This window comes from Cedecea davisae DSM 4568 (genome assembly GCF_000412335.2).
Taxonomy (GTDB): Bacteria; Pseudomonadota; Gammaproteobacteria; order Enterobacterales; family Enterobacteriaceae; genus Cedecea; species Cedecea davisae.
In genome coordinates this window covers 2,518,526-2,538,625 of the sequence record NZ_KE161030.1, presented here as the reverse complement: position 1 = coordinate 2,538,625, position 20,100 = coordinate 2,518,526, and the positions used below count along the sequence as shown (strand labels likewise).

Below are 20,100 nucleotides of genomic sequence, written 5' to 3'. Positions count from 1 at the left end.
AATGGCTCAAATGAAAAAGGTGGCGGTTGTGGGTGCCGGAACGATGGGCGCCAGGATTGCCGTAGTGATGGCCCGCGCGGGGTTTAGCGTAAGCCTGTGGTCACGCTCGGAGCAGACGCTGGATAAAGCTCGCTCGATTGTGGCATCGCTCGGCGCGCAGGGCGGCGTTGAGTTTACCACCGGGCTTGAAAGCTGCCTCGCCGGGGCCGACCTGGTCTCTGAAAACGTGGCGGAAGACGTGGCGCTCAAAAAAAGCGTGCTGAAAACCGTCGAACAGCTGGTCGGCCCTGAGTGCCTGATAACGACCAACACCTCCAGCGTTTCTATCACGCTGTTGGCTTCGGGCCTTAGCCAGCCGCAGCGGCTTATCGGTATGCACTGGTTTAACCCGGCGGATACCATGCCGATGATTGAAATTGTTCGCGGCGAGAAAACCGCCGATGAGGTCTGCGAGCGGATACGTGATATCTGCCGCCAGTTGGGTAAAGAGACGATTACCGTTAACCAGGATATTCCCGGCTTTATCATCAATCGGCTGCAATACGCGATGCTGCGGGAGGCGCTGTATCTGGTGGATGCGGGGATCGGCTCGGTCGAGGACGTTGACCGGGCGGTACAGCGCACGCTGGCTCCGCGCTGGGCGGCGATGGGGCCGATGAAGCTGATGGATTTTGCCGGTCTGGACACGGTTGAGAAGGTTGCGGGGATTCTGCTTCCGGCGCTGGACAATAGCGACAGCCTGCCCGCGTGGCTGAAGCAAAAGGTTGCGGATAATCAGCTTGGGGTCAAAAGCGGGGAAGGTTTCTACGCCTGGACGCCGGAAACGGCCGCCGCCGCAATGCGCAAGCGTGATGAAACTGTGAAGGGACTCACCGGCGGGAGCGCGGCAGATGAGTGACATTTTATGCCGCCTCGAAGGCGCGGTTGCCGTCGTCACGCTTAATCGCCCGCAGAAATACAATGCGCTGACTGCTGACATGCTGGACGAGCTGGTAAACACCTTAAAGCAGCTGGATGGGCAGCCGGAAGTCCGGGCAATTGTGCTGCTTGGCTCTCCGAAGGCTTTTAGCGCCGGAGCGGACACCGGCACCCTGGCCTCCGCTTCCGCCACTGAGTTATGGCGCAGCGGCTTTAGTGAAAAATGGGACCGGGTTGGGGAAATTGAAAAACCGCTGATTGCCGCCGTTTCCGGCTATGCGCTGGGAGGCGGGCTGGAGCTGGCGCTGCTGTGCGATATCATCATCGCCGACGAGGCGGCGCAGTTCGGGCTGCCGGAAAGCCATATCGGCGTTATCCCCGGCGCGGGCGGCACGCAAAGGCTGGTGCGGGCGGTGGGCAAGTCGCTGGCGATGGAGATGCTGCTCGGCGGCAGAAGGATCAACGCTCAGGAGGCTATTCAGGCCGGACTGGTGAGCCGCATTGTTGCCGCCGATGAACTTGAACAGCAGGCGCTGGCGCTCGCCGGGCAGGTTGCAAAAGCGGCTCCGCTGGCTGCGGTAATGATTAAAAAAGCGGTGGCCGCCAGCTACGAAATGCCGCTCAGCGCGGGCGTAGCTTATGAAAGAGTGCTTTCGGCGTTGATTGCCGACAGCGAGGACCGCACGGCGGGGCTTGAAGCGTTTAAAAGCAAACAGCGGCCCGAGTTCAAAGGCCGCTGAAGATTGCGCCCGGCAGCCTGGCTGCCGGTATTTACTGCCCGATGACTACGCGGGCGAACCGGGCATTCTGGCCTGATGCGACCGCCACGCTTGCCGGAGCGCCAATCAGCAGGCTGTCATAATGCCCCAGAGCATAATGCTGGCCGTTCACCTCAAGCTCCAGAGTTTCTCCGGCATTGAACAGCAACTGGGTATTTTGTTGCTCTGACCACTCTCCGTCTCGCAGCCAGCTTACGGCGGCCGTAGTTGTTTCTGATTTATAGATAACGTTGAAGTCCAGCAGCGGGCCGCCGTGAATTTTGCAGGAAACCTCGCTCTCGCCGTTAAAGTCGGTGGCCTGAAACGGCGCAATTAACCCGCTTTCTTCGTCGTCGATAGTCAGGAACATGCCTTCGCCTTCCAGCACGCTGATATTGCGCAGATAGCCGCTGAAACGAGAGAAGGGGCCATCGTCGCGAATAGTGGCGACCGAAATACGCCAGTCATAGGCCTCCACAGCCGGATGGCGAGAGATCTCGCGCGTTACGCCCAGGCCGTTTTTCCACGGCATCTCCGGGCTGTCGGCATAGGGCAGCAGGCGAATCATTTGTGCATGCTCCCTTCAAGGCGGTAGCGCGAGCCGGGATATACGAGGCGCACGCTGGTGACGATTTTTTTATTTTGCCGCCCGGTCCAGGTGCGGCGGTTAACTTGCAGGCACGGAGTCTGCTCGTCTATCTCCAGATAAACGCACTCTTCGCGCGTAACGTTTACCGCCTCGATGATGTGCTCACCTTCGACAATAGGCGCGATAGAAGAAAGATAGGCGTTTGGCGTAATGCGGGTGAAATCCTGCTGGAAATAGTCGGGTACGATGAGCGAGTTAACCAGCCTGTCTTCCAGCATCACCGGCACGCCGTTTTCGTAGTGGCAAATCAGCGAGTGGAACAGGCGGCTGCCTTTTGGCAGGTTGAACGCCAGCGCCTGCTGCGCGTCGGCATAGACTTGAGTCAGCTCCAGAACGCGTGCGTGGTGGCGGTGGCCACGGCTGGCAATCTCGTCGGCAATATTATTGATTTCCAGCAGCGCAGACTGCCCGCGGACTTCGGCTACAAAAGTGCCGATGCCCTGCATGCGCACCAGAAGGCCTTCGGAGGTCAGCTCGCGCAGGGCGCGGTTGATGGTCATCCTGCTGTAACCGAACTGATTCACCAGCTCGCTTTCGGACGGCACGCGGTAATTTACCGGCCAAAGTCCGCTATGAATATTGGTCTTAATGATGCTTTTGACCCGCTCATAATAGGGGGCCGGCTGCTCCAGACTTTCCGTCTCTGCCGCTGCTTTAAAAACGTCGCTTTGTGCCATTCATCATTCCTCGCCCGGGTATGCTTTAAAGTTTACTCTACCGTTATTTGGATGTATATATACATGCATGTATATACAATTGATTAACATCGAACCGGGGTGCTGATATGGCGGTATATTTCGCGGCGAAGGCGCTTCTGCCGCAGGGCTGGGCAGAGAATGTCAAATTAAGCGTTTCAGGGCAGGGCACTATCACCGCCGTTGAAGTTAACGCCAAAGCGGATGACGAAAGCATCCGGCTGGAAGGCTTTGTGGTTCCCGGTATGCCTAACCTCCATTCCCACGCCTTTCAACGCGCAATGGCGGGACTGACGGAAGTGGTCGGCGACCCGGCGGACAGCTTCTGGACCTGGCGAGATTTGATGTATCGGCTGGTGGGTAAAATCACTCCGGAACAGCTGGAAACCATCGCCAGCTATTTGTATATCGAAATGCTTAAAGCCGGATATACCTCGGTGGCCGAGTTTCATTACCTGCACCACGACAGCGGCGGCAAAGCCTACGCCCAGCCTGCCGAACTGGCGCTGCGTATTTCTCAGGCCGCAAAAACTAGTGGAATTGGCCTGACCCTGCTGCCGGTACTTTATACCCATTCCGGCTTCGGCGGGCAGCCTGCCTCTGCGGGGCAAAGCCGCTTTATCAACCAGACTGACGGTTACCTTAAGCTGTACGACAGCATTGTCTCTAAGCTTGCCGCCGAGCCCATGCAGCGCGCCGGGCTGTGCTTCCATTCGCTGCGCGCCGTTACGCCCGAGCAAATGCGGGCCGTACTGGAAAGCCAGCCGCATCCTCAGCCTGTTCACATCCATATTTCCGAGCAGCAAAAAGAGGTGGACGACTGCCTGGCCTGGTCCGGCCTGCGCCCGGTGGAGTGGCTTTATGAGAATATGCCTGTCGATGAAAACTGGTGTCTGATACACGCCACGCACATTACCGGGAGCGAAACTAAGCTCATCGCTGACTCCGGTACGGTGGCCGGGCTTTGCCTGACGACCGAAGCAAACCTGGGTGACGGCATTTTCCCGGGGCAGGCTTATCTGCACCAGGGCGGGAATTGGGGCATCGGCTCCGACAGCCACATTAGCGTCAGCGTCAGCGAAGACTTGCGCTGGTTTGAATACGGGCAGCGGTTGAATAACCGCCGCCGCAACCTGCTCCACCTGGCAAACGAGCCTTATGTGGGCAACGTGTTGTACCAGGGGGCATTACGAGGCGGGAAAATGGCGCTGGGCCAGAATATTGGCGAGCTGGCCGTGGGCGGGCGCGCCGACCTGCTGGTGCTGGACGGCGGTGACCCGTTCCTTGCTACCGCCCAGGATAGCGAGCTGCTTAATCGCTGGATTTTTGCCTGCGCGGCTAACCCGATTAAGGATGTGATGACCGGCGGAAGCTGGGTTATCCGCGATGGGCGTCATGCAAAAGATGAAGAGATAAAAGCTGACTTTACCCTGGTTCTGAAACAGCTGACCCGTTAGTCTGCGGGTAAAAATGCTTATCCGTTATTGAGATATCCCGCCTCCCGGTTTCAGGTTTTAATGCTGCCTTGCGACTCAACAAGGCAGCAAACATGGCAGACTCTCTTTACGCTATCGTCGGCGGCAGCTCGGGCATTGGGCTGGCGCTGGCGCATAAACTCATCGCCCGCGGTAACAAAGTGCTGCTTGGTGGCCGCTCTGAAGGCAAGTTGAACGCCGCGATAGAGCAGCTTGGCCCGCTGGCGGAAGGGAAAACGGTTGATATCACCGACCGGGATTCTCTGAAAGCTTTCTTTTCCGGAAGCGCAACGCTGACCGGCCTGTTTACCCCCGCCGCTTCCTACTCCACCGGTAACTTCCGCGACGGCGATATCGCTACTTCTGAAGCTCTATTCCAGGCAAAATTTTGGGCTCAATACTGGGCGGTCTATGAAGCTTTGCCCTATTTGCAGGAGTCTGCTGCGGTGGTGCTTATGTCCGGTGCGGCGTCCGCTCGCCCTATTGGCGCACCCGCCTATGCGGCCTGTAATGCGGCGTTAGAGGGGCTGGCTCGCGGGCTGGCGGTTGAACTTAACCCCATCAGGGTAAACTGCCTGTCTCCCGGGACTACCGACAGCGAACTCTGGCGTAACCGTGATGCGGCGCAGCGCGAGTCCGCTTATCAATACTGGAACAGCCTGGCGCTGGTTGGCCGCCCGGCCAGCGTGCAGGAGCAGGCCGCCTCGGCATTGTTTTTACTCGATAACGGCAACATGACGGGCAGCACGCTGTACTGCGACGGCGGTTACACCCTACGTTAGATGCCCACGCTTCGGCGTGGCTTTTTAGTTTCTCCCGCCGGGAACCTGCCCCGGCAAGACTCCACTCAGCCTGACAAGTACAACGAGTGGAATCCACCTTATGAGAAACTTCATTAACACTTTTCGCCCATCGCAACCTGACCCACGCCTGCAAACCCAGAGCGGCCAGCATAGCCGTGTTGGCCGTACCAACGCTCCGGCATCCGCTTCGCGGAGCGCCAATAACCCCTCAACCCGGCATTTGCAGGACTTTGCAAAGCTGAGCGCTACCAGCCTCAGGGCCAACGTATTGCTAAATAGCGACGACGGCGATACGCCGATTCATCGCAAAAGCCCTTCAGCGTTGCTGAAAGCCATTGATGACAATATTGAACAAACCGCCCGCGACTGGGGATGCTCCAAACCGGAGGTTGAGGCGATGCTGGGCAGCAGTAAGCGCTTTAACGCGCCGGTCTGTGGGGTGACCGCCAACAACGTGATGAAACTGTTTCTTGATGACGATCGGCACAGCTACAGTTTTGAAAAAGGGCATTCTATTTCGCTTTCTCAACTGCAACACCAGCTGGCGAAGCTGCCGGCCGATAAGCATTTTATTCTGCGGGTAAACGACGGCGGGATGGGACACGCCTACGTTATCGATCTCCCGGCCAGCGCAAAACCTCATCGTGACGCTTTTCTTTATCAGTCCGATCTCGGTGACGGCGCTACCCGGCCGCTTCGTCTGGAGGACTGGATGAGCCGCAAAGCCGCCCATCCAATCGCTCTTAACGATATCAATAAGCATTTCAATAACATGGCGAGCGGCAAGGTGGATCCCGAGCATATCGCAAAGCTGTTTGATATTGACGGCAACGTGAAGATGCTGCGCCCGGAACGCCTCAACGTGCATAAGAACAACAGTTTCAACTTTCAGCTGGCCGAATATTCTCCTAAAAATCTTGAAAAGAATATGACATTAATTAAAGCCCGCTGCGCCTGATTTTTAATCACCTCTGAAAAAATCCACGTTTTGGCGTGGATTTTTTTATGGCGGAAGTGGCGGGTTAAATTTATTTGTGGAAACGTTGAGGTTATTTTTATTGGAGTTTTTAATCCTGTTATTTCCTGAAGCTATATAAAAACGCTTATCCATTGCACATTTTTGTTCGGATGTTTCATGGTTTTTATTCTTTCGGCGGTAATTATCCTGGAAATATTAAGATAATTCCTAACTCTGATGTCTGAAAGGATATATCTTTGATTTAGATCAAGTAAAAGTGAAGTTAAGCTTTGTTCTCCGGTATTGTGATTTTTTATAGCTTAGTCTGCTGCTATTTATTTTCATTATGGTGATAAGTGCCATGAAAAGCGTCTCATCTGGTGATCATTTACTCACTTGTTGGTGGAAAATTCTTAATAAAGTGAAATGTCAGATCTTAGATCTTTGTATTTTATCATTGGCAGAGCAATGTTCTATCATCGGCGCGTAAAGAAATGTAGTCAGACGGCTACCACATGGCGATGAAAAGAGGGAACTATGAGCGACAGCTTCCAGAGAGAGATACCCAAGGCGCGTATTAATTTAAAACTTGATTTACATACCGGCGGCGCACAGAAAAAAACTGAACTGCCGCTGAAATTGCTGGTTACCGGTGATTTCAGTAACGGAAGAGAAACGGCTCCGTTATCCGAACGCAGCAAGATGAACATTAATAAAAATAACTTTAACAGCGTTCTGGCAGATTATTCTCCTGCGCTGAACCTGACGGTTGAAAATACGTTGGCAGGTGACGGTAGCGAAGAAAATGTAAATCTGAACTTCCGTGATATGAATGATTTCACACCCGAGCAAGTTGCCCGCCAGATCCCGCAATTAAAAGCCATGCTTGCCATGCGCAATCTCCTTCGTGATTTAAAAGCCAACCTGTTGGACAACCAGGCTTTCCGTAAAGAGCTGGAAAAAATCCTGCTCGACTCTTCCCTGAGCGCAGAACTGCGCAGCGAGCTTTCTGCCCTGGCGCCAAAACAGGCATAGCGGCGGCGATGTTTAACGGATTAACGAGAGAAAATGCTGATGTCTGTAAAAAATGAAAATGCAACCTCCGGCGAAAGCGTGGTTCTGGAACGCCCGGAAGCGGGCGGCGTTTATGCTTCCCTGTTTGAAAAAATTAACCTTAGCCCCGTTTCCGAGCTGAGCGCGCTGGATATCTGGCAGGACAGCCAGGCGATGTCTGACGCTACCGCCGACGAGCGCCTTACCGCCGGGATGCAGGTATTCCTGGAGTGCCTGAGCAAAGCGGGTACTAAAGTGGATAAGCTGGACAAGACGTTGATTGACCATCATATCGCCGAGCTTGACCAGCAAATTGGTCGCCAGCTGGACGCGGTGATGCATCATGACGATTTCCAGGCCGTTGAGTCCCTGTGGCGTGGCGTGAAGTCGCTGGTGGATAAAACCGACTTCCGCCAGAACGTGAAAATTGAACTGCTCGATCTGTCTAAAGACGCGCTGCGTCAGGACTTTGAAGACAGTCCGGAAATTATCCAGAGCGGTCTCTACCTGCAAACCTATGTGGCAGAATACGACACCCCGGGCGGGGAGCCGATTGGCGCGCTGATCTCAGCCTATGAGTTCGACGCCTCCGCTCAGGACGTGGCGCTGCTGCGTAATATTTCTAAAGTTTCTGCCGCTGCCCATATGCCGTTTATCGGCTCCGCCGGGCCGCAGTTCTTCCTTAAAGACAATATGGAAGACGTCGCGGCCATTAAAGACATCGGCAACTATTTCGACCGTGCGGAATACATTAAATGGAAGTCCTTCCGCGACACCGATGACAGCCGTTACATCGGCCTGGTGATGCCGCGCGTGCTGGGCCGCCTGCCGTATGGCCCGGATACCGTTCCGGTGCGCAGCTTTAACTATGTGGAAGAGGTCAAAGGCCCGGATCACGATAAATACCTGTGGACCAACGCCTCGTTTGCCTTTGCTGCCAATATGGTGCGCAGCTTTATCAATAACGGCTGGTGCGTGCAAATTCGTGGCCCACAGGCCGGCGGTGCGGTGCAGGACTTGCCGATTCACCTTTACGATCTCGGCACCGGCAACCAGGTGAAAATTCCGTCTGAAGTGATGATCCCGGAAACCCGCGAATTCGAGTTTGCTAACCTGGGCTTTATCCCACTGTCGTACTACAAAAACCGCGACTATGCGTGCTTCTTCTCCGCTAACTCCACGCAGAAACCGGCGCTGTACGACACGGCGGATGCTACGGCTAACAGCAGGATCAACGCGCGCCTGCCGTACATCTTCCTGCTCTCACGCATTGCGCATTACCTGAAGCTTATCCAGCGTGAAAATATCGGCACCACCAAAGACCGCCGCCTGCTTGAGCTGGAGCTGAACACCTGGGTTCGCAGTCTGGTAACCGAGATGACCGACCCGGGCGACGACCTGCAGGCTTCCCACCCGCTGCGCGATGCCAAAGTGACCGTAGAAGATATCGAAGACAACCCGGGCTTCTTCCGCGTGAAACTCTACGCCGTGCCGCACTTCCAGGTGGAAGGGATGGACGTCAACCTGTCGCTGGTTTCTCAAATGCCGAAAGCGAAAGCGTAAGGCGGCTACTTGTGAAGACAGAACAGCCGCTATGGGGGAGAGGGATCATGGTCTCGCCCCAGCATTTTCAACAACAGGCCGCCCACACGGCCTGGTTCACCGAATGCATTGCGCAGATGGGCCTCAATCACCCCTGGGGGGTGATTGATGTTTCATTTGAACCGGATGCGTTGAAGCTGGGGCGCCTGCATGCCCGCAGGCTGCATCTGCGTTTTCAGGACGGAACGCTGGTTGATACCGACAATGCCGACGCGCTCCCTGAGGCGTTGCAGCTTAACGCTGAACAGCAGGACGTTCTGGTTGTGCTGGCGCTCCCTTTGTTGCGCGCCAACGGTGGCAACTGCCTGAGAACCGATGAGGTTGCCGAACGCCCAATCCGTTATCGCCAGCGCTGGCGTGATGTTCGCAACCAATTTGGCGAAGATACGCGGCAAATTGCCGTTCTCCAGCCTGAGCTGACGCTGCGCTACGCTCATCAAAATAACAGTGATTACTTGACCTGTCCCGTTGCCCGTTTGAGGCAGAACTCGCAGGGAAGCTGGGAGCTGGATAGCCATTTCCTGCCCCCTGTGCTGATGGTACAAAGCAGCCACTGGTTGATGATGCAGCTAGAACAGCTGATGACTCAGTTACGCGCGCGCCTTAAGCGGCTGATGGCTATGCGTAGAGAAAGCAATGAGCGCATGGCCGATTTTGCCGTCGCTGATGTGTCTCTTTTTTGGCTGCTGAATGCGCTTAACAGCGCCGAGCCGGTACTGGGGCAGTTCCAGCGTGCCCCTCAAAGTTCCAGTGAGCGTTTATTCACTGAACTTGCCCGGCTGGCGGGGAGCTTGCTGACTTTCTCTCTGGAGCATCAGGTCAGCGCCATTCCTGTCTACCAGCATGAACAGCTGAATGCGACATTTCCTCCGCTCTTCGATTTGCTCGGTACTCTGCTGGAAGCGAGCCTGCCTTCGCGCGTGGTTTCTATTGAACTCACTCACGATAAACGTCTTCGCCAGTGGTTGGCTCGCCTTCAGGAGCCGCGCCTGCGTGAAGGGGCTGATTACTATGTCTCGGTGCGTTCTTCTTTGCCGGTGGCGCAACTGCAAGAGCAGTTCCCGCGTCAATGTAAAGTTGGGAGCCCGGACGAGGTGACAAGCCTGGTCAATTCCTCCCGGCAGGGCATTTTGCTCAAACCTATGCAGCACGTGCCTGCGGCCATCCCGCTGCGCCTGGAAAATCAGTATTTCTCGCTGGATCTCTCTCATCCGTCGGCACAGGCAATGCTTGAGGAGGGCAACTGTATGTTCTACACCCCCGGTACGCTTGGCGAGGTTGGCCTTGAACTCTTTGCGGTACTCAGATCATGAAAGAGAACAAACGAGCGACAACCGCCGATGGCGATATCGATATGCTGCTACAGGATACCTGGTTACAGGTCATCAGCCTGCGGAAAGGGGCGGTATTTCAGGATGGCGAAGGGCGAGTGCTTTGGGATCGCTGCGTGGCAAATGTTGAGCACATTCAGCAGTCGCTAAAAGAACAAGGCGTGGATGAAGTCAGCCGCAAGGATATTCTGCTGGCGCAATGCGCTTTATTGGATGAGGCAGTCAAAACCCGTGGGACCCAGGATGATGCCTGCGTTCAGTGGTATGACATTCCTTTGCAGGGCCACTTTCTGGGCACCATTGAATCCGGAGACACGCTGTCTACCCGAATGCGCGAAGTTCTGCGTGAGCCGCAGCCAAACGACAGGGTGTTGACCTGTTTTCATCGCGTGATGATGTTGGGCCTGGTGGGCGATTTTAGCTCTCTGAACGACCCGGAACGCAGCAAGCTGGTGAAAGCCCTGGAAGCTAAAGTGACGCCATTTTCATTACCGCAAAGCCACCCGGTTATGGTGGAAAGCCCGTTGAGTTTAGGGCGAAGCGGCTGGCTCACTTCATGGCCTGCGGTGATTTTCCTGAGCGTGCTGGTGCTCGTTGGGGTGTGGTGGGGCCTGGATAGCTGGCTGGACAGGACTCTGGCCGCATTGCTACCGGGAATAGTGGGATGAGCCAAAATCAACTCCGTTTCCTGGCTTTGTGGGCCGCGTTGCTGGCTGGCTGCGTTTGCGTTGGATACCTGACGGTCTCCGTGCTGGCAAAAGTTTTAATTTTGCTTGCTGCCTGGGCCTGCGTGGCGCTGGTCTGGTTCGCGCTAAGCCGCAAAACGAAGCCCGCTCAGACGGAGCAACTGGACAACCTGCCGGACGCTACCTACAGGCAGCCCGTCGTTCTGGTCTGCGGTGATTTACCGCACGGCTGGCCGGAAGGGGGCAGCGTCCTGACGGTGGCTCAGGGGTGTTGGGTTCGGGTCGAAGAGGCTCAGGCCCTGGCAGAGACTGCACGGCAGGTTCTCTACCGGCGGCCGGGCTGGGGCGGCCAGCTTTCGATAATGGTTAACGTTTGCCCGCAGAGGCATAACGATACGGAGGCTCTTACCAGCCAACTGCTGGCGGTGCGCTGGCAGATAGCCAAACTCCGCCGCGATACGGGGCATGCGTTTCCGCTGGTGCTTAGCTGCTACGCCGGAACCCCCCTTGTTAAGGATGTTCTCTGGCAGGCAGTGGTGCCGGGCGAAGGAGCCAGCGTATGGAGAGCGTCTTCATTACCGGGTGCTTCCGCTGCTTTGATAACGACTGGCAACGTGATGGAGATTTCATCTCAGGTGCTGATAAATAGCCTGGTAGCCTGGTGTCATCGTTATGTCGAAAGCATCTTTACGGATAAAAACCAGGACGCTGACGTGCTCCCGCCTGCGGCAAAATTATGGGGGTTATTCCCCGTGCTTGCCCGCGGCCTGAGCGTTTCGTCATGGTCCGATTGGTTAACCATGCAGACGGCTATGCCAAACGTGGCGGGCTGGCATCCCGTGGAGTCCGGGGCGGCAGATGCAGCAATTTTGCCAGATTTTATCCTGCCCCTGCTGCCCGTACGCAGAAGCATTACGCCCGCAGAGAGGGCTTTTTGCTGGGCCGGGGCGATCTTCACCCTGGCCGCCATTGCGGCGCTTTGCGGTAGTGCCTGGAATAATCGGCAATTGCTGCTGCGGGTGGGCTTCGACATTCAGCACTACAGCCAGATCCCCATGAATGATTATGACCCGAAGGCCTTGGCGGTCGGTCGGTTGCGCGAGCATGCGTTTCAGTTTGATAACTATGCGCGCAACGGGCTTCCCGTCCATTTGGGGTTAGGGCTGTACAGGGGCGAACAGCTGCGCCTGCCGCTGGTTAACGCTCTACGCGGCTACGTTCCGCCGCCTCCGCCACCTAAGGCGCCGAAGCCAAAACCGGCTCCGGCAATCATCCGGCTGGACAGTATGTCGCTTTTCGACTCGGGTAAAGCATTGCTCAAACCCGGCTCCACGAAGCTGCTGGTTAACTCGCTGGTGGGCATTAAAGCCAAACCCGGCTGGCTGATTGTGGTCAGCGGCCACACCGACAATACCGGTAATGCAAAGCTGAACCAGACGCTTTCCCTGAAGCGTGCCGAAGCGGTGCGTGACTGGATGCGTGACACCGGAGACGTACCGGAAAGCTGTTTTGCGGTTCAGGGCTATGGCGCAGGCCGCCCTGCCGCAACCAACGACACGCCGGAAGGCCGCGCGCTTAACCGCCGTGTCGAAATCAGTCTGGTTCCGCAGGCGGATGCCTGCCGGTTACCGGGCGAAACCCTCGCGCTATCGCAGGATGATGGCGTATTAAAAAACGAAATGGAGTAAATCTCATGGCAATTCCTGTTTATCTTTGGCTGAAGGACGACGGCGGTGCGGACATTAAGGGGTCCGTTGATGTGCAGGACCGCGAGGGCAGCATCGAGGTAGTCGCTCAGGAGCATAAGCTGTATATCCCAACCGACAACAATACCGGCAAGCTGACCGGCACCCGTATCCACACGCCTTTCCTGTTCACCAAGGAAATCGACTCTTCCAGCCCGTATCTCTACAAAGCGGTAACCACCGGCCAGACCCTCAAGTCTGCTGAATTCAAGTGGTACAAAATTAACGATGCGGGCCAGGAAGTGGAGTATTTCAACACCAAACTGGAAAACGTGAAGGTGGTGAAAGTGAATCCTGAAATGTACGACGTGAAAGACCCGTCGAAAGAGAAACACAACCACCTCGAGCGCATTGAACTGCGTTACGAAAAAATCACCTGGACCTACAAAGACGGCAACATCATTCATTCCGACTCCTGGAACGAACGCGCTACCGCGTAAGCCGATGCGGACGGGGCAGCCCGTCCGCAGTTTTTTCCCCAGCGTCTGCCGTGCGGATGTTGAGCAAAAAATCACATCATTCCACCTGCCTGACCTGATGCGCTTGGGTTCCTGATTACCGGGAAAGCGATGGGCGGTAGCGTGCCCGGAACCGAGAAAGAGAGAGAATTATGGAAAATTCAGCCATCCTGCTACGCCGCCTTAACCCTTACTGCGCCCGCGCGCTGGAAGGTGCCGCCTCCCTGTGCCAGACCCGCGCTCATGCTGAGATCCAGCCCGAACACTGGCTGCTGAAATTGCTGGAACAGGGCGAAGGCGACCTGACGGTACTGGCCCGGCGTTACGAATGGAATATGGATACGCTCTGGCAAGAGTTGCTGGGCTGGCTGAATAATTTGCCTCGTTCGGTGCGCGGCCGCCCGAAACTCTCGGACGGCATTCAGGCTCTGATGCAGGAAGCCTGGCTGCGGGCTTCCCTGGCGGGGGAAGAGCAAATTCGCAGCGTGCATCTGCTGATGGCGCTGGTCGATAAACCCAAACTGCTGCGCTGCGACGGCCTGTGGCCGATGCTGAGCCTCGGGCAGAGCCAGCTGGAGCGGCTGCGCCCGCTGCTGGATATGCAGTCGGACGAACGCCCTGAAGTACAGCAGGAAGCGGAACTGGCGCAAAACTACGGCGGTGAAGTTGAGTTTGTTGGCCGCCCGGCGGGGGCGGAAATCAAAGAGGGTGAACTGAACCCGGCGCTGCAAAACGCGCTGGACAAGTTCACTCTGGATGTTACGGCTAAAGCGAAAGAAGGCAAAATTGACCCTGTGTTTGGCCGCGATACGGAAATCCGCCAGATGGTGGATATTCTTTCCCGTCGCCGTAAAAACAACCCCATTCTGGTGGGCGAACCCGGCGTGGGCAAGACGGCTTTGGTGGAAGGGCTGGCGCTGCGTATCGCCGAAGGTAATGTGCCGGAAAGCCTGAAAAGCGTCAGCCTGCGTACTCTCGATCTCGGTCTTTTGCAGGCCGGGGCCGGAGTTAAGGGCGAGTTTGAGCAGCGGCTTAAAAACGTGATTGATGCCGTGCAGCAGTCCCCCACGCCCGTCCTGCTGTTTATCGACGAAGCGCACACTATCATCGGCGCGGGCAACCAGGCGGGCGGCGCGGATGCGGCAAACCTGCTGAAACCAGCTCTGGCTCGCGGTGAGCTGCGGACCATCGCCGCCACGACGTGGAGCGAATACAAACAATATTTTGAGCGCGATGCTGCCCTGGAGCGCCGCTTCCAGATGGTGAAAGTGGATGAGCCGGACGACGACACCGCCTGCCTGATGCTCCGGGGCCTGAAATCCCGCTATGCGGAGCACCACGGCGTGCACATAACCGACGACGCGGTAAAAGCGGCCGTTACGTTATCACGCCGCTATTTAACAGGCCGCCAGCTGCCGGACAAAGCCGTTGATCTGCTCGATACCGCCAGCGCTCGCGTGCGCATGAGCCTTGATACCGTGCCGGAACCGCTAACCCGAATCCGCGTGCAGATCACCGCCCTGGAAGTAGAAAAACAGGCGCTGCTGGAGGACATTGCCGTGGGCAACGATGCCTGTGGCGAACGGCTGGCGGAAATCGAGCAGGAAGAAGTGAGCCTGATTGTTGAGCTGGATGAGCTGGAGACGCAGTACGGCCGGGCGCTGGAGCTGACGGAACAGTTGCTGGAAAGCCGACAGGATATCTCCCGCCAGAGCGAAACTCACCGCCTGCAACAACAGCTGAACGAGATGCAGTCCGGTAACCCGCTGCTTTCCGTGGATGTGGACACCCGCACGGTGGCCAACGTGATTGCCGACTGGACGGGCGTACCGCTGTCTTCGCTGATGAAGGACCAGCAGACGGAATTGCTGACGCTGGAAAATGAAATCGCCAAGCGCGTAGTGGGCCAGGATGTTGCCCTCAACGCTATTGCTCAACGGCTGCGTGCCGCAAAAACCGGTCTGACCTCGGAAAACGGACCGCAGGGCGTATTCCTGCTGGTTGGCCCTAGCGGCGTGGGTAAAACGGAAACGGCGCTGGCGCTGGCGGATGCCCTGTACGGCGGTGAAAAATCGCTTATCACGATCAACCTTTCTGAATACCAGGAGCCGCACACCGTTTCCCAGCTTAAAGGTTCGCCTCCTGGCTATGTGGGTTACGGCCAGGGCGGCATTCTTACCGAGGCCGTGCGCAAGCGGCCTTACAGCGTAGTGCTGCTGGATGAGGTGGAAAAAGCGCACCGCGACGTGATGAACCTCTTTTATCAGGTATTCGACCGCGGCTTTATGCGCGACGGCGAAGGGCGTGAGATCGACTTCCGTAACACCGTTATTCTGATGACTTCCAATCTCGGCGGTGACCACCTGATGCAGCTTCTGGATGAGCAGCCCGAAGCGGGTGAGTCAGATCTCCAGGAGCTGCTGCGCCCCCTCCTCAGGGATCACTTCCAGCCCGCGTTGCTTGCCCGCTTCCAGACGGTAATTTACCGCCCGCTGGATCGGGCGGCGATGCGCACCATAGTCGAAATGAAGCTGGCGCAGGTAAGTAAACGCCTGAATCGCCATTACGGTCTGGCAACCCATATTGAAGAGAGTCTGTATGGCGCCCTGACCGACGCCTGCCTGCTGCCTGACACCGGAGCGCGCAACGTAGACAGCCTGCTTAATCAGCAAATCCTGCCGGTACTTAGCCAGCAACTGCTCACCTGGATGGCGGCAAAACAAAAACCAAAATCACTGGCGCTCGGCTGGGATGAAGAACAGGGCATTGTGCTGGAGTTCGATCCTTCGGAGGATGAAAGCGTATGAGTACCCATCCCTTAGTGATGTTCAGCCATAGCCACCACCTGCTTGCGGTGCGTGATTACGACGGTTCTCTTGACGTGCTGGCGTTTGAAGGCCGGGAAGACCTGAGCCTGCCGTTCAGCTACCGCATAGAGTTTACCAGCCCGGATCACGCCATCAGCCGGGAAGCCATGCTGATGAAAACCGCTTCTCTGACGCTGCAGGCCCCGGTTGATCAGGGGGCGGGCATTAAAATCCAGCAGCCCGTAAGAGTGGTTCAGGGTGTGGTGACGGCTTTCGAGCGTTTTGCCACCTCAGAAGATCAAACGCACTATGCGCTCACGCTCCAGCCACGCCTGGCGCTGCTCAGCCGCTCGCACCAGAACGCCATCTACCAGGATGCTTCCGTGCCGCAGATAGTGGAGAAAATCCTCCGCGAGCGGCACGGCATGCAGGGGCAGGACTTTCTGTTTTCTCTCAGCAAAGAGTACCCGCGGCGGGAGCAGGTGATGCAGTACGGCGAGGATGACCTGCACTTCATCACCCGCCTTCTGGGAGAGGTGGGTATCTGGTTCCGCTTTACCGCGGATACCCGCCTTAATATTGATGTGGTTGAGTTTTACGACAGCCAGCAGGGTTACGAGAAGAGCCTGGCGCTGCCGTCCGTTCCGCCTTCGGGGCAACATGCTAAAGGCGTGGACTCGGTGTGGGGGATGGAGAGCCATTACCATGTGGTCGAGAAGCAGGTCAGCACCCGGGACTATAACTACCGTCTGGCGACCGAAGATATGAATGTGCAGGTGGATGCCACCCGGGATGACAGCACAACCTACGGAGACGCCTACCATTATGCCGACAACTATCTGACGCCGGGCAGCCCGCAGGAACGTAACCCCGCCCCGGAGTCGGGGGCGTTTTACGCCCGGCTGCGGCATGAGCGCTACCTTAACGGACAGACGAAGCTGGCAGGGATAACCAGTTGCCCGACGCTCTCTCCGGGCGCGGTGCTGGCAGTCAGCGGTGGGGATGAAGTGACGGAGGTATTTGCTAAAGGTGTGGTTATCACCGGAATGAGCAGCCACGCCCGGCGCGACAGCGATTTTGACGTTCATTTCAGCGCTATTCCGGCCGGCGGTGACTACGGCTTTCGCCCTCGGCCGGGCAGGCGACCGGTGATGGCGGGCACGCTGCCCGCTCGCGTCACCAGCACCACCGAAAATGATACCTATGGCCATATCGACAAAGAGGGCCGCTACTGCGTTAACATGTTGTTTGACCGCGACAACTGGGAAACCGGGTTTGAAAGCCTGTGGGTACGCCAGTCCCGCCCGTATGCCGGAGACACTTACGGCCTGCATCTGCCGCTGCTGGCGGGCACAGAGGTGGCGATTGGGTTTGAAGACGGCAACCCGGACAGGCCATACATCACCGGCGTGCTGCACGACTCGGCGCACGGCGACCATGTCACCATCCGTAACTATAAGCGCAACGTGCTGCGCACCCCGTCCAATAACAAAATCCGCCTCGATGATAACCGCGGTCAGGAGCACATTAAGGTTTCGACCGAATACGGGGGTAAGAGCCAGCTAAACCTCGGCCACCTTGTCGACAGCGAGAAACAAAAGCGCGGCGAGGGCTTCGAGCTAAGAACCGACAGCTGGGGGGCCATCCGCGCCCGCAACGGCATGTTCATCAGCGCGGACGGGCAGGAAAAAGCGCAGGGGGAAGCGCTGGAGATGGGGGCGGCTATTAGCCTGCTCAAAGGTGCGCTCAATCAACTAACGGAATGGGGAAGCATTGCCCAGTCGCATAACAATGTGGTGCCCGATAAAGGGCCTCTTCAGGCTTTGGTTGAAGGGGCAACTGACCTGAAGTCGGCGGCGCTGTTAATGAGCGCGCCAGATGGCATAGCTGCGGTTACGCCGCAGTCAACGCTGTTACACAGCGGTAAAGGGCTAAGCCTCCAAAGTCTGGGCGAAGTCAATATTACTACCGCTCAGCGGCATTCTGTTGTTTCAAGTAAAGAAATTTCTCTTCTTGCGCAGCAAATGGGAATGCGGCTGGTTTCAGGCAAGGGGCCTCTGGCCATTGAGTCACATGCCGATACTCTCTCCCTGACCTCCCTGAAAGACGTTGTTGTGCAATCTACCCAGGGGCATTTGCAGCTTACTGCAAAAAATGGCATCACCCTGGGCTGTGGCGGCGCATATATCCGCCTGGCTCCGGGGGGAGAGGTGGAAATTCATGGCCCTGGTCTTCTTAGTTTCAAAGGGCAGCACAAAATGGAGGCACCGGCGAGCGAGGAATTTCCGCTCCCCGAGCTGCCATCGTCTGTTTGCAAAGAGTGCCTGAAGCGAGCGCAGGAGCGCGCTCAGGGGTTTGTCACAAGGGAGGGCTAACTGATGGACAGCACGAAAATCTGGCTGGATAAAATTCAGCATACCTGCAGGCAATTTGGCCAGGGGTATATCGACATCATCGTTGATCAATGCGAGATCTCCGTTATCCCGGCATTATCCGGGTTTTCCCCAGAGATAACATGGTGTTCCCTCTATGAAGGGTTGCCTGAAGATATCTACAGGGAGCAGGCACCGTTATTAATTCGCATCGATCTTGCTGAGCAGCAGCAGGTTCTTTGGCTGTATGAGCTTGCACGGGAGGTTTCGCTCAAGGCTCCCCTGCTTGTGGTGGTTTCCTGCTGGCCGTTTTCCGACCTTGCGGACTGGCTAAGGCGGTGTATAGACGCCAGCCATGAAGGGCGACCCGGAGTGTTCCGCTTCTGGGATACGCGTGTTTTCCCTGAATTATTTACCGATATTCTTGATGAGGCGGGGAAAGCGCAGCTTAAACGGCCGGCTCTTTTCTGGAGTTGGATGGACAGGGACCGGCGGCCCGCGATGCTTGAGGGAAATGGCGCAGTCGCGTCTAAGGAAACATGTCAGAAAATCGATTTTAGCGACGCTCAGTTCGAAGCGTTTATGTGCCTGTGCGATGCCGAGAATTTTTTAAGTACTCAGAGTTTGCCTGCTCATATCTTTGCAACCAAAGAGGCGGCATTTTCAGCATGTTTTAACGCGATGCAGGCGGCAACTAAAAAAAGGATCCTCTTTGAGGAGGAACGAGACACCTGGGTTATGGAACACCTTTGTAAACACCAAAAGGAAGAGGTTATTCATTGATGAAAAACATTATTGTACTGGCGACGGTATTTTTTCTGAGCGGGTGCGGTTCTATAGCCACCCATTCGGAAGGCTGTTACCGGGAATATTATCAGGGAACTGAAAGGATGGTAAACCTGGGCCACTGGGCCTGGATCCTCTGGATTGATGTCCCTTTTTCTGCCGTTGTCGACACCCTGACTTTACCTGTTGACGCTGTTTGTATCGGCACTCATTGAATACCGCAGCGGAGAGCAAGGTAATGGTAAAGAATATAAAAATCATTAGCGCAGTGCTTTGCATTTGCTCTCTTACTGCCTGCAGCCAGCCGCATGCGGAGACACAAAGCGGCGGCGGTGGCGGAACAATCAAAGCGATAAACCATACCAAATGGGCCATCAACAACTTCAGCGTTAACGGCCAGTCGGGGATCGATATTATCGGGCCATTCGATGGCGGGGGCGGAGGCTGCTGCTACGGGGTGCCTGGCGTCTGGAAGCCGGGTATGACGGTGCGGATTGACTGGGAGACTGGGCAAGGGTCATCGGCCGGATTTCCCGGGTTTGCTGACGAAAAAAAATTTCTGGAATGGGCAGAAAAGATAAAGGCGCAACGTCGTCAGCACAGCAAAACAGTACCAGTACCTGATTATACCAGGCAGGAAGTATGCGGCATTACCGTTCATTTTTTACCCTGCGATGAGGTGAAAGTAACCACCAGCTGCTGGTCGCCGACCAATGCAAACTACCCAATTAAACTGCCGCTTGAGATGAAGGAGCCGAAGGTATGCCCAAGGTAACGACAGATCTGGCCTGGTACCCGCCGCCTTTCCCGGCAATAGCTGAATACGTCAGCCAGATCCTTTAACCGTGCCTGCGGCAGCGGGCAGGGTTAAAGGATTTTCCAGATACCGGACAGCACAACAAAAGGAAGAGGGTAATGAAGAGACAATGCTACGGCATAGTACTGAGCATCGCGTTACTTGGCGGCTGCAGCCAGCCGCATGCGGAGACACAAAGCGGCGGCGG

18 protein-coding genes are annotated in these 20,100 nt (G+C 56.3%); 16 read left to right on the top strand and 2 right to left on the bottom strand.

All coding sequences use genetic code 11. The annotated features are described in order from the left end of the window. Position 1 precedes the first annotated feature (1 nt). Both HMPREF0201_RS11515 and HMPREF0201_RS11510 read left to right on the top strand, forming a co-directional pair. A complete protein-coding gene (locus HMPREF0201_RS11515) occupies positions 2-898 on the top strand; it encodes a 3-hydroxyacyl-CoA dehydrogenase family protein (RefSeq protein ID WP_016536833.1) in 897 nt (298 codons plus the stop codon). Continuing rightward, positions 891-1,658 (top strand): enoyl-CoA hydratase-related protein, encoded by a 768-nt coding sequence (locus HMPREF0201_RS11510; RefSeq protein ID WP_016536832.1) that lies wholly within the window; start codon positions 891-893, stop codon positions 1,656-1,658. Before HMPREF0201_RS11515 ends, HMPREF0201_RS11510 begins: the two co-directional genes overlap by 8 nt. 31 nt (positions 1,659-1,689) lie before the next feature. On the opposite strand, the gene HMPREF0201_RS11505 is transcribed toward HMPREF0201_RS11510, so the two are convergent. After that, complete coding sequence (locus HMPREF0201_RS11505) at positions 1,690-2,244, bottom strand: HutD/Ves family protein (RefSeq protein WP_016536831.1); 555 nt, start codon at positions 2,242-2,244, stop codon at positions 1,690-1,692. Next, positions 2,241-3,002: a histidine utilization transcriptional repressor HutC gene (gene hutC, locus HMPREF0201_RS11500; RefSeq protein ID WP_016536830.1), complete on the bottom strand. Its 762-nt coding sequence runs from the start codon at positions 3,000-3,002 to the stop codon at positions 2,241-2,243. Before hutC ends, HMPREF0201_RS11505 begins: the two co-directional genes overlap by 4 nt. 107 nt (positions 3,003-3,109) lie before the next feature. On the opposite strand from hutC, the gene HMPREF0201_RS11495 reads away from it, so the two are divergent. From HMPREF0201_RS11495 to tli1a, 14 genes are all read left to right on the top strand, one after another. Then, positions 3,110-4,477, top strand: a complete 1,368-nt coding sequence (locus tag HMPREF0201_RS11495) for a formimidoylglutamate deiminase (RefSeq protein WP_016536829.1) — start codon at positions 3,110-3,112, stop codon at positions 4,475-4,477. Positions 4,478-4,569: 92 nt separating this feature from the next. After that, positions 4,570-5,277 carry an SDR family oxidoreductase gene (locus HMPREF0201_RS11490; RefSeq protein ID WP_016536828.1) on the top strand — a complete coding sequence of 236 codons (708 nt, stop codon included), beginning with the start codon at positions 4,570-4,572 and terminating at the stop codon, positions 5,275-5,277. A 100-nt stretch (positions 5,278-5,377) separates the two neighbouring features. Beyond that, complete coding sequence (locus tag HMPREF0201_RS11485; RefSeq protein WP_039898312.1) at positions 5,378-6,256, top strand: cycle-inhibiting factor; 879 nt, start codon at positions 5,378-5,380, stop codon at positions 6,254-6,256. A gap of 537 nt (positions 6,257-6,793) precedes the next feature. Further along, a complete protein-coding gene (gene tssB, locus HMPREF0201_RS11480; RefSeq protein WP_016536825.1) occupies positions 6,794-7,291 on the top strand; it encodes a type VI secretion system contractile sheath small subunit in 498 nt (165 codons plus the stop codon). Positions 7,292-7,324: 33 nt separating this feature from the next. Then, positions 7,325-8,872 (top strand): type VI secretion system contractile sheath large subunit, encoded by a 1,548-nt coding sequence (gene tssC / locus HMPREF0201_RS11475; RefSeq protein WP_016536824.1) that lies wholly within the window; start codon positions 7,325-7,327, stop codon positions 8,870-8,872. An 11-nt stretch (positions 8,873-8,883) separates the two neighbouring features. Beyond that, positions 8,884-10,224: a type VI secretion system baseplate subunit TssK gene (tssK, locus tag HMPREF0201_RS11470; protein WP_039898311.1), complete on the top strand. Its 1,341-nt coding sequence runs from the start codon at positions 8,884-8,886 to the stop codon at positions 10,222-10,224. Beyond that, positions 10,221-10,910: a type VI secretion system protein TssL, short form gene (gene tssL, locus HMPREF0201_RS11465; RefSeq protein ID WP_016536822.1), complete on the top strand. Its 690-nt coding sequence runs from the start codon at positions 10,221-10,223 to the stop codon at positions 10,908-10,910. The genes tssK and tssL overlap by 4 nt, the downstream gene beginning before the upstream one ends. After that, positions 10,907-12,616 (top strand): OmpA family protein, encoded by a 1,710-nt coding sequence (locus HMPREF0201_RS11460; RefSeq protein ID WP_016536821.1) that lies wholly within the window; start codon positions 10,907-10,909, stop codon positions 12,614-12,616. Before tssL ends, HMPREF0201_RS11460 begins: the two co-directional genes overlap by 4 nt. 5 nt (positions 12,617-12,621) lie before the next feature. Then, the gene (hcp, locus tag HMPREF0201_RS11455) at positions 12,622-13,113 is read left to right on the top strand and encodes a type VI secretion system effector Hcp (RefSeq protein ID WP_016536820.1); all 492 of its coding nucleotides are present in this window, start codon (positions 12,622-12,624) and stop codon (positions 13,111-13,113) included. 170 nt (positions 13,114-13,283) lie between these two features. Beyond that, positions 13,284-15,938, top strand: a complete 2,655-nt coding sequence (gene tssH / locus HMPREF0201_RS11450; protein WP_016536819.1) for a type VI secretion system ATPase TssH — start codon at positions 13,284-13,286, stop codon at positions 15,936-15,938. Next, complete coding sequence (locus HMPREF0201_RS11445) at positions 15,935-18,313, top strand: type VI secretion system Vgr family protein (protein WP_016536818.1); 2,379 nt, start codon at positions 15,935-15,937, stop codon at positions 18,311-18,313. Before tssH ends, HMPREF0201_RS11445 begins: the two co-directional genes overlap by 4 nt. 3 nt (positions 18,314-18,316) lie before the next feature. Next, positions 18,317-19,093: a toxin Tle1 chaperone Tla1 gene (tla1, locus tag HMPREF0201_RS11440; protein WP_016536817.1), complete on the top strand. Its 777-nt coding sequence runs from the start codon at positions 18,317-18,319 to the stop codon at positions 19,091-19,093. After that, positions 19,093-19,311, top strand: a complete 219-nt coding sequence (locus HMPREF0201_RS11435; protein ID WP_016536816.1) for a YceK/YidQ family lipoprotein — start codon at positions 19,093-19,095, stop codon at positions 19,309-19,311. The genes tla1 and HMPREF0201_RS11435 overlap by 1 nt, the downstream gene beginning before the upstream one ends. A 23-nt stretch (positions 19,312-19,334) precedes the next feature. Next, positions 19,335-19,871 carry a Tli1a family immunity protein gene (gene tli1a / locus HMPREF0201_RS11430; RefSeq protein ID WP_039898309.1) on the top strand — a complete coding sequence of 179 codons (537 nt, stop codon included), beginning with the start codon at positions 19,335-19,337 and terminating at the stop codon, positions 19,869-19,871. Positions 19,872-20,100 lie beyond the last annotated feature (229 nt).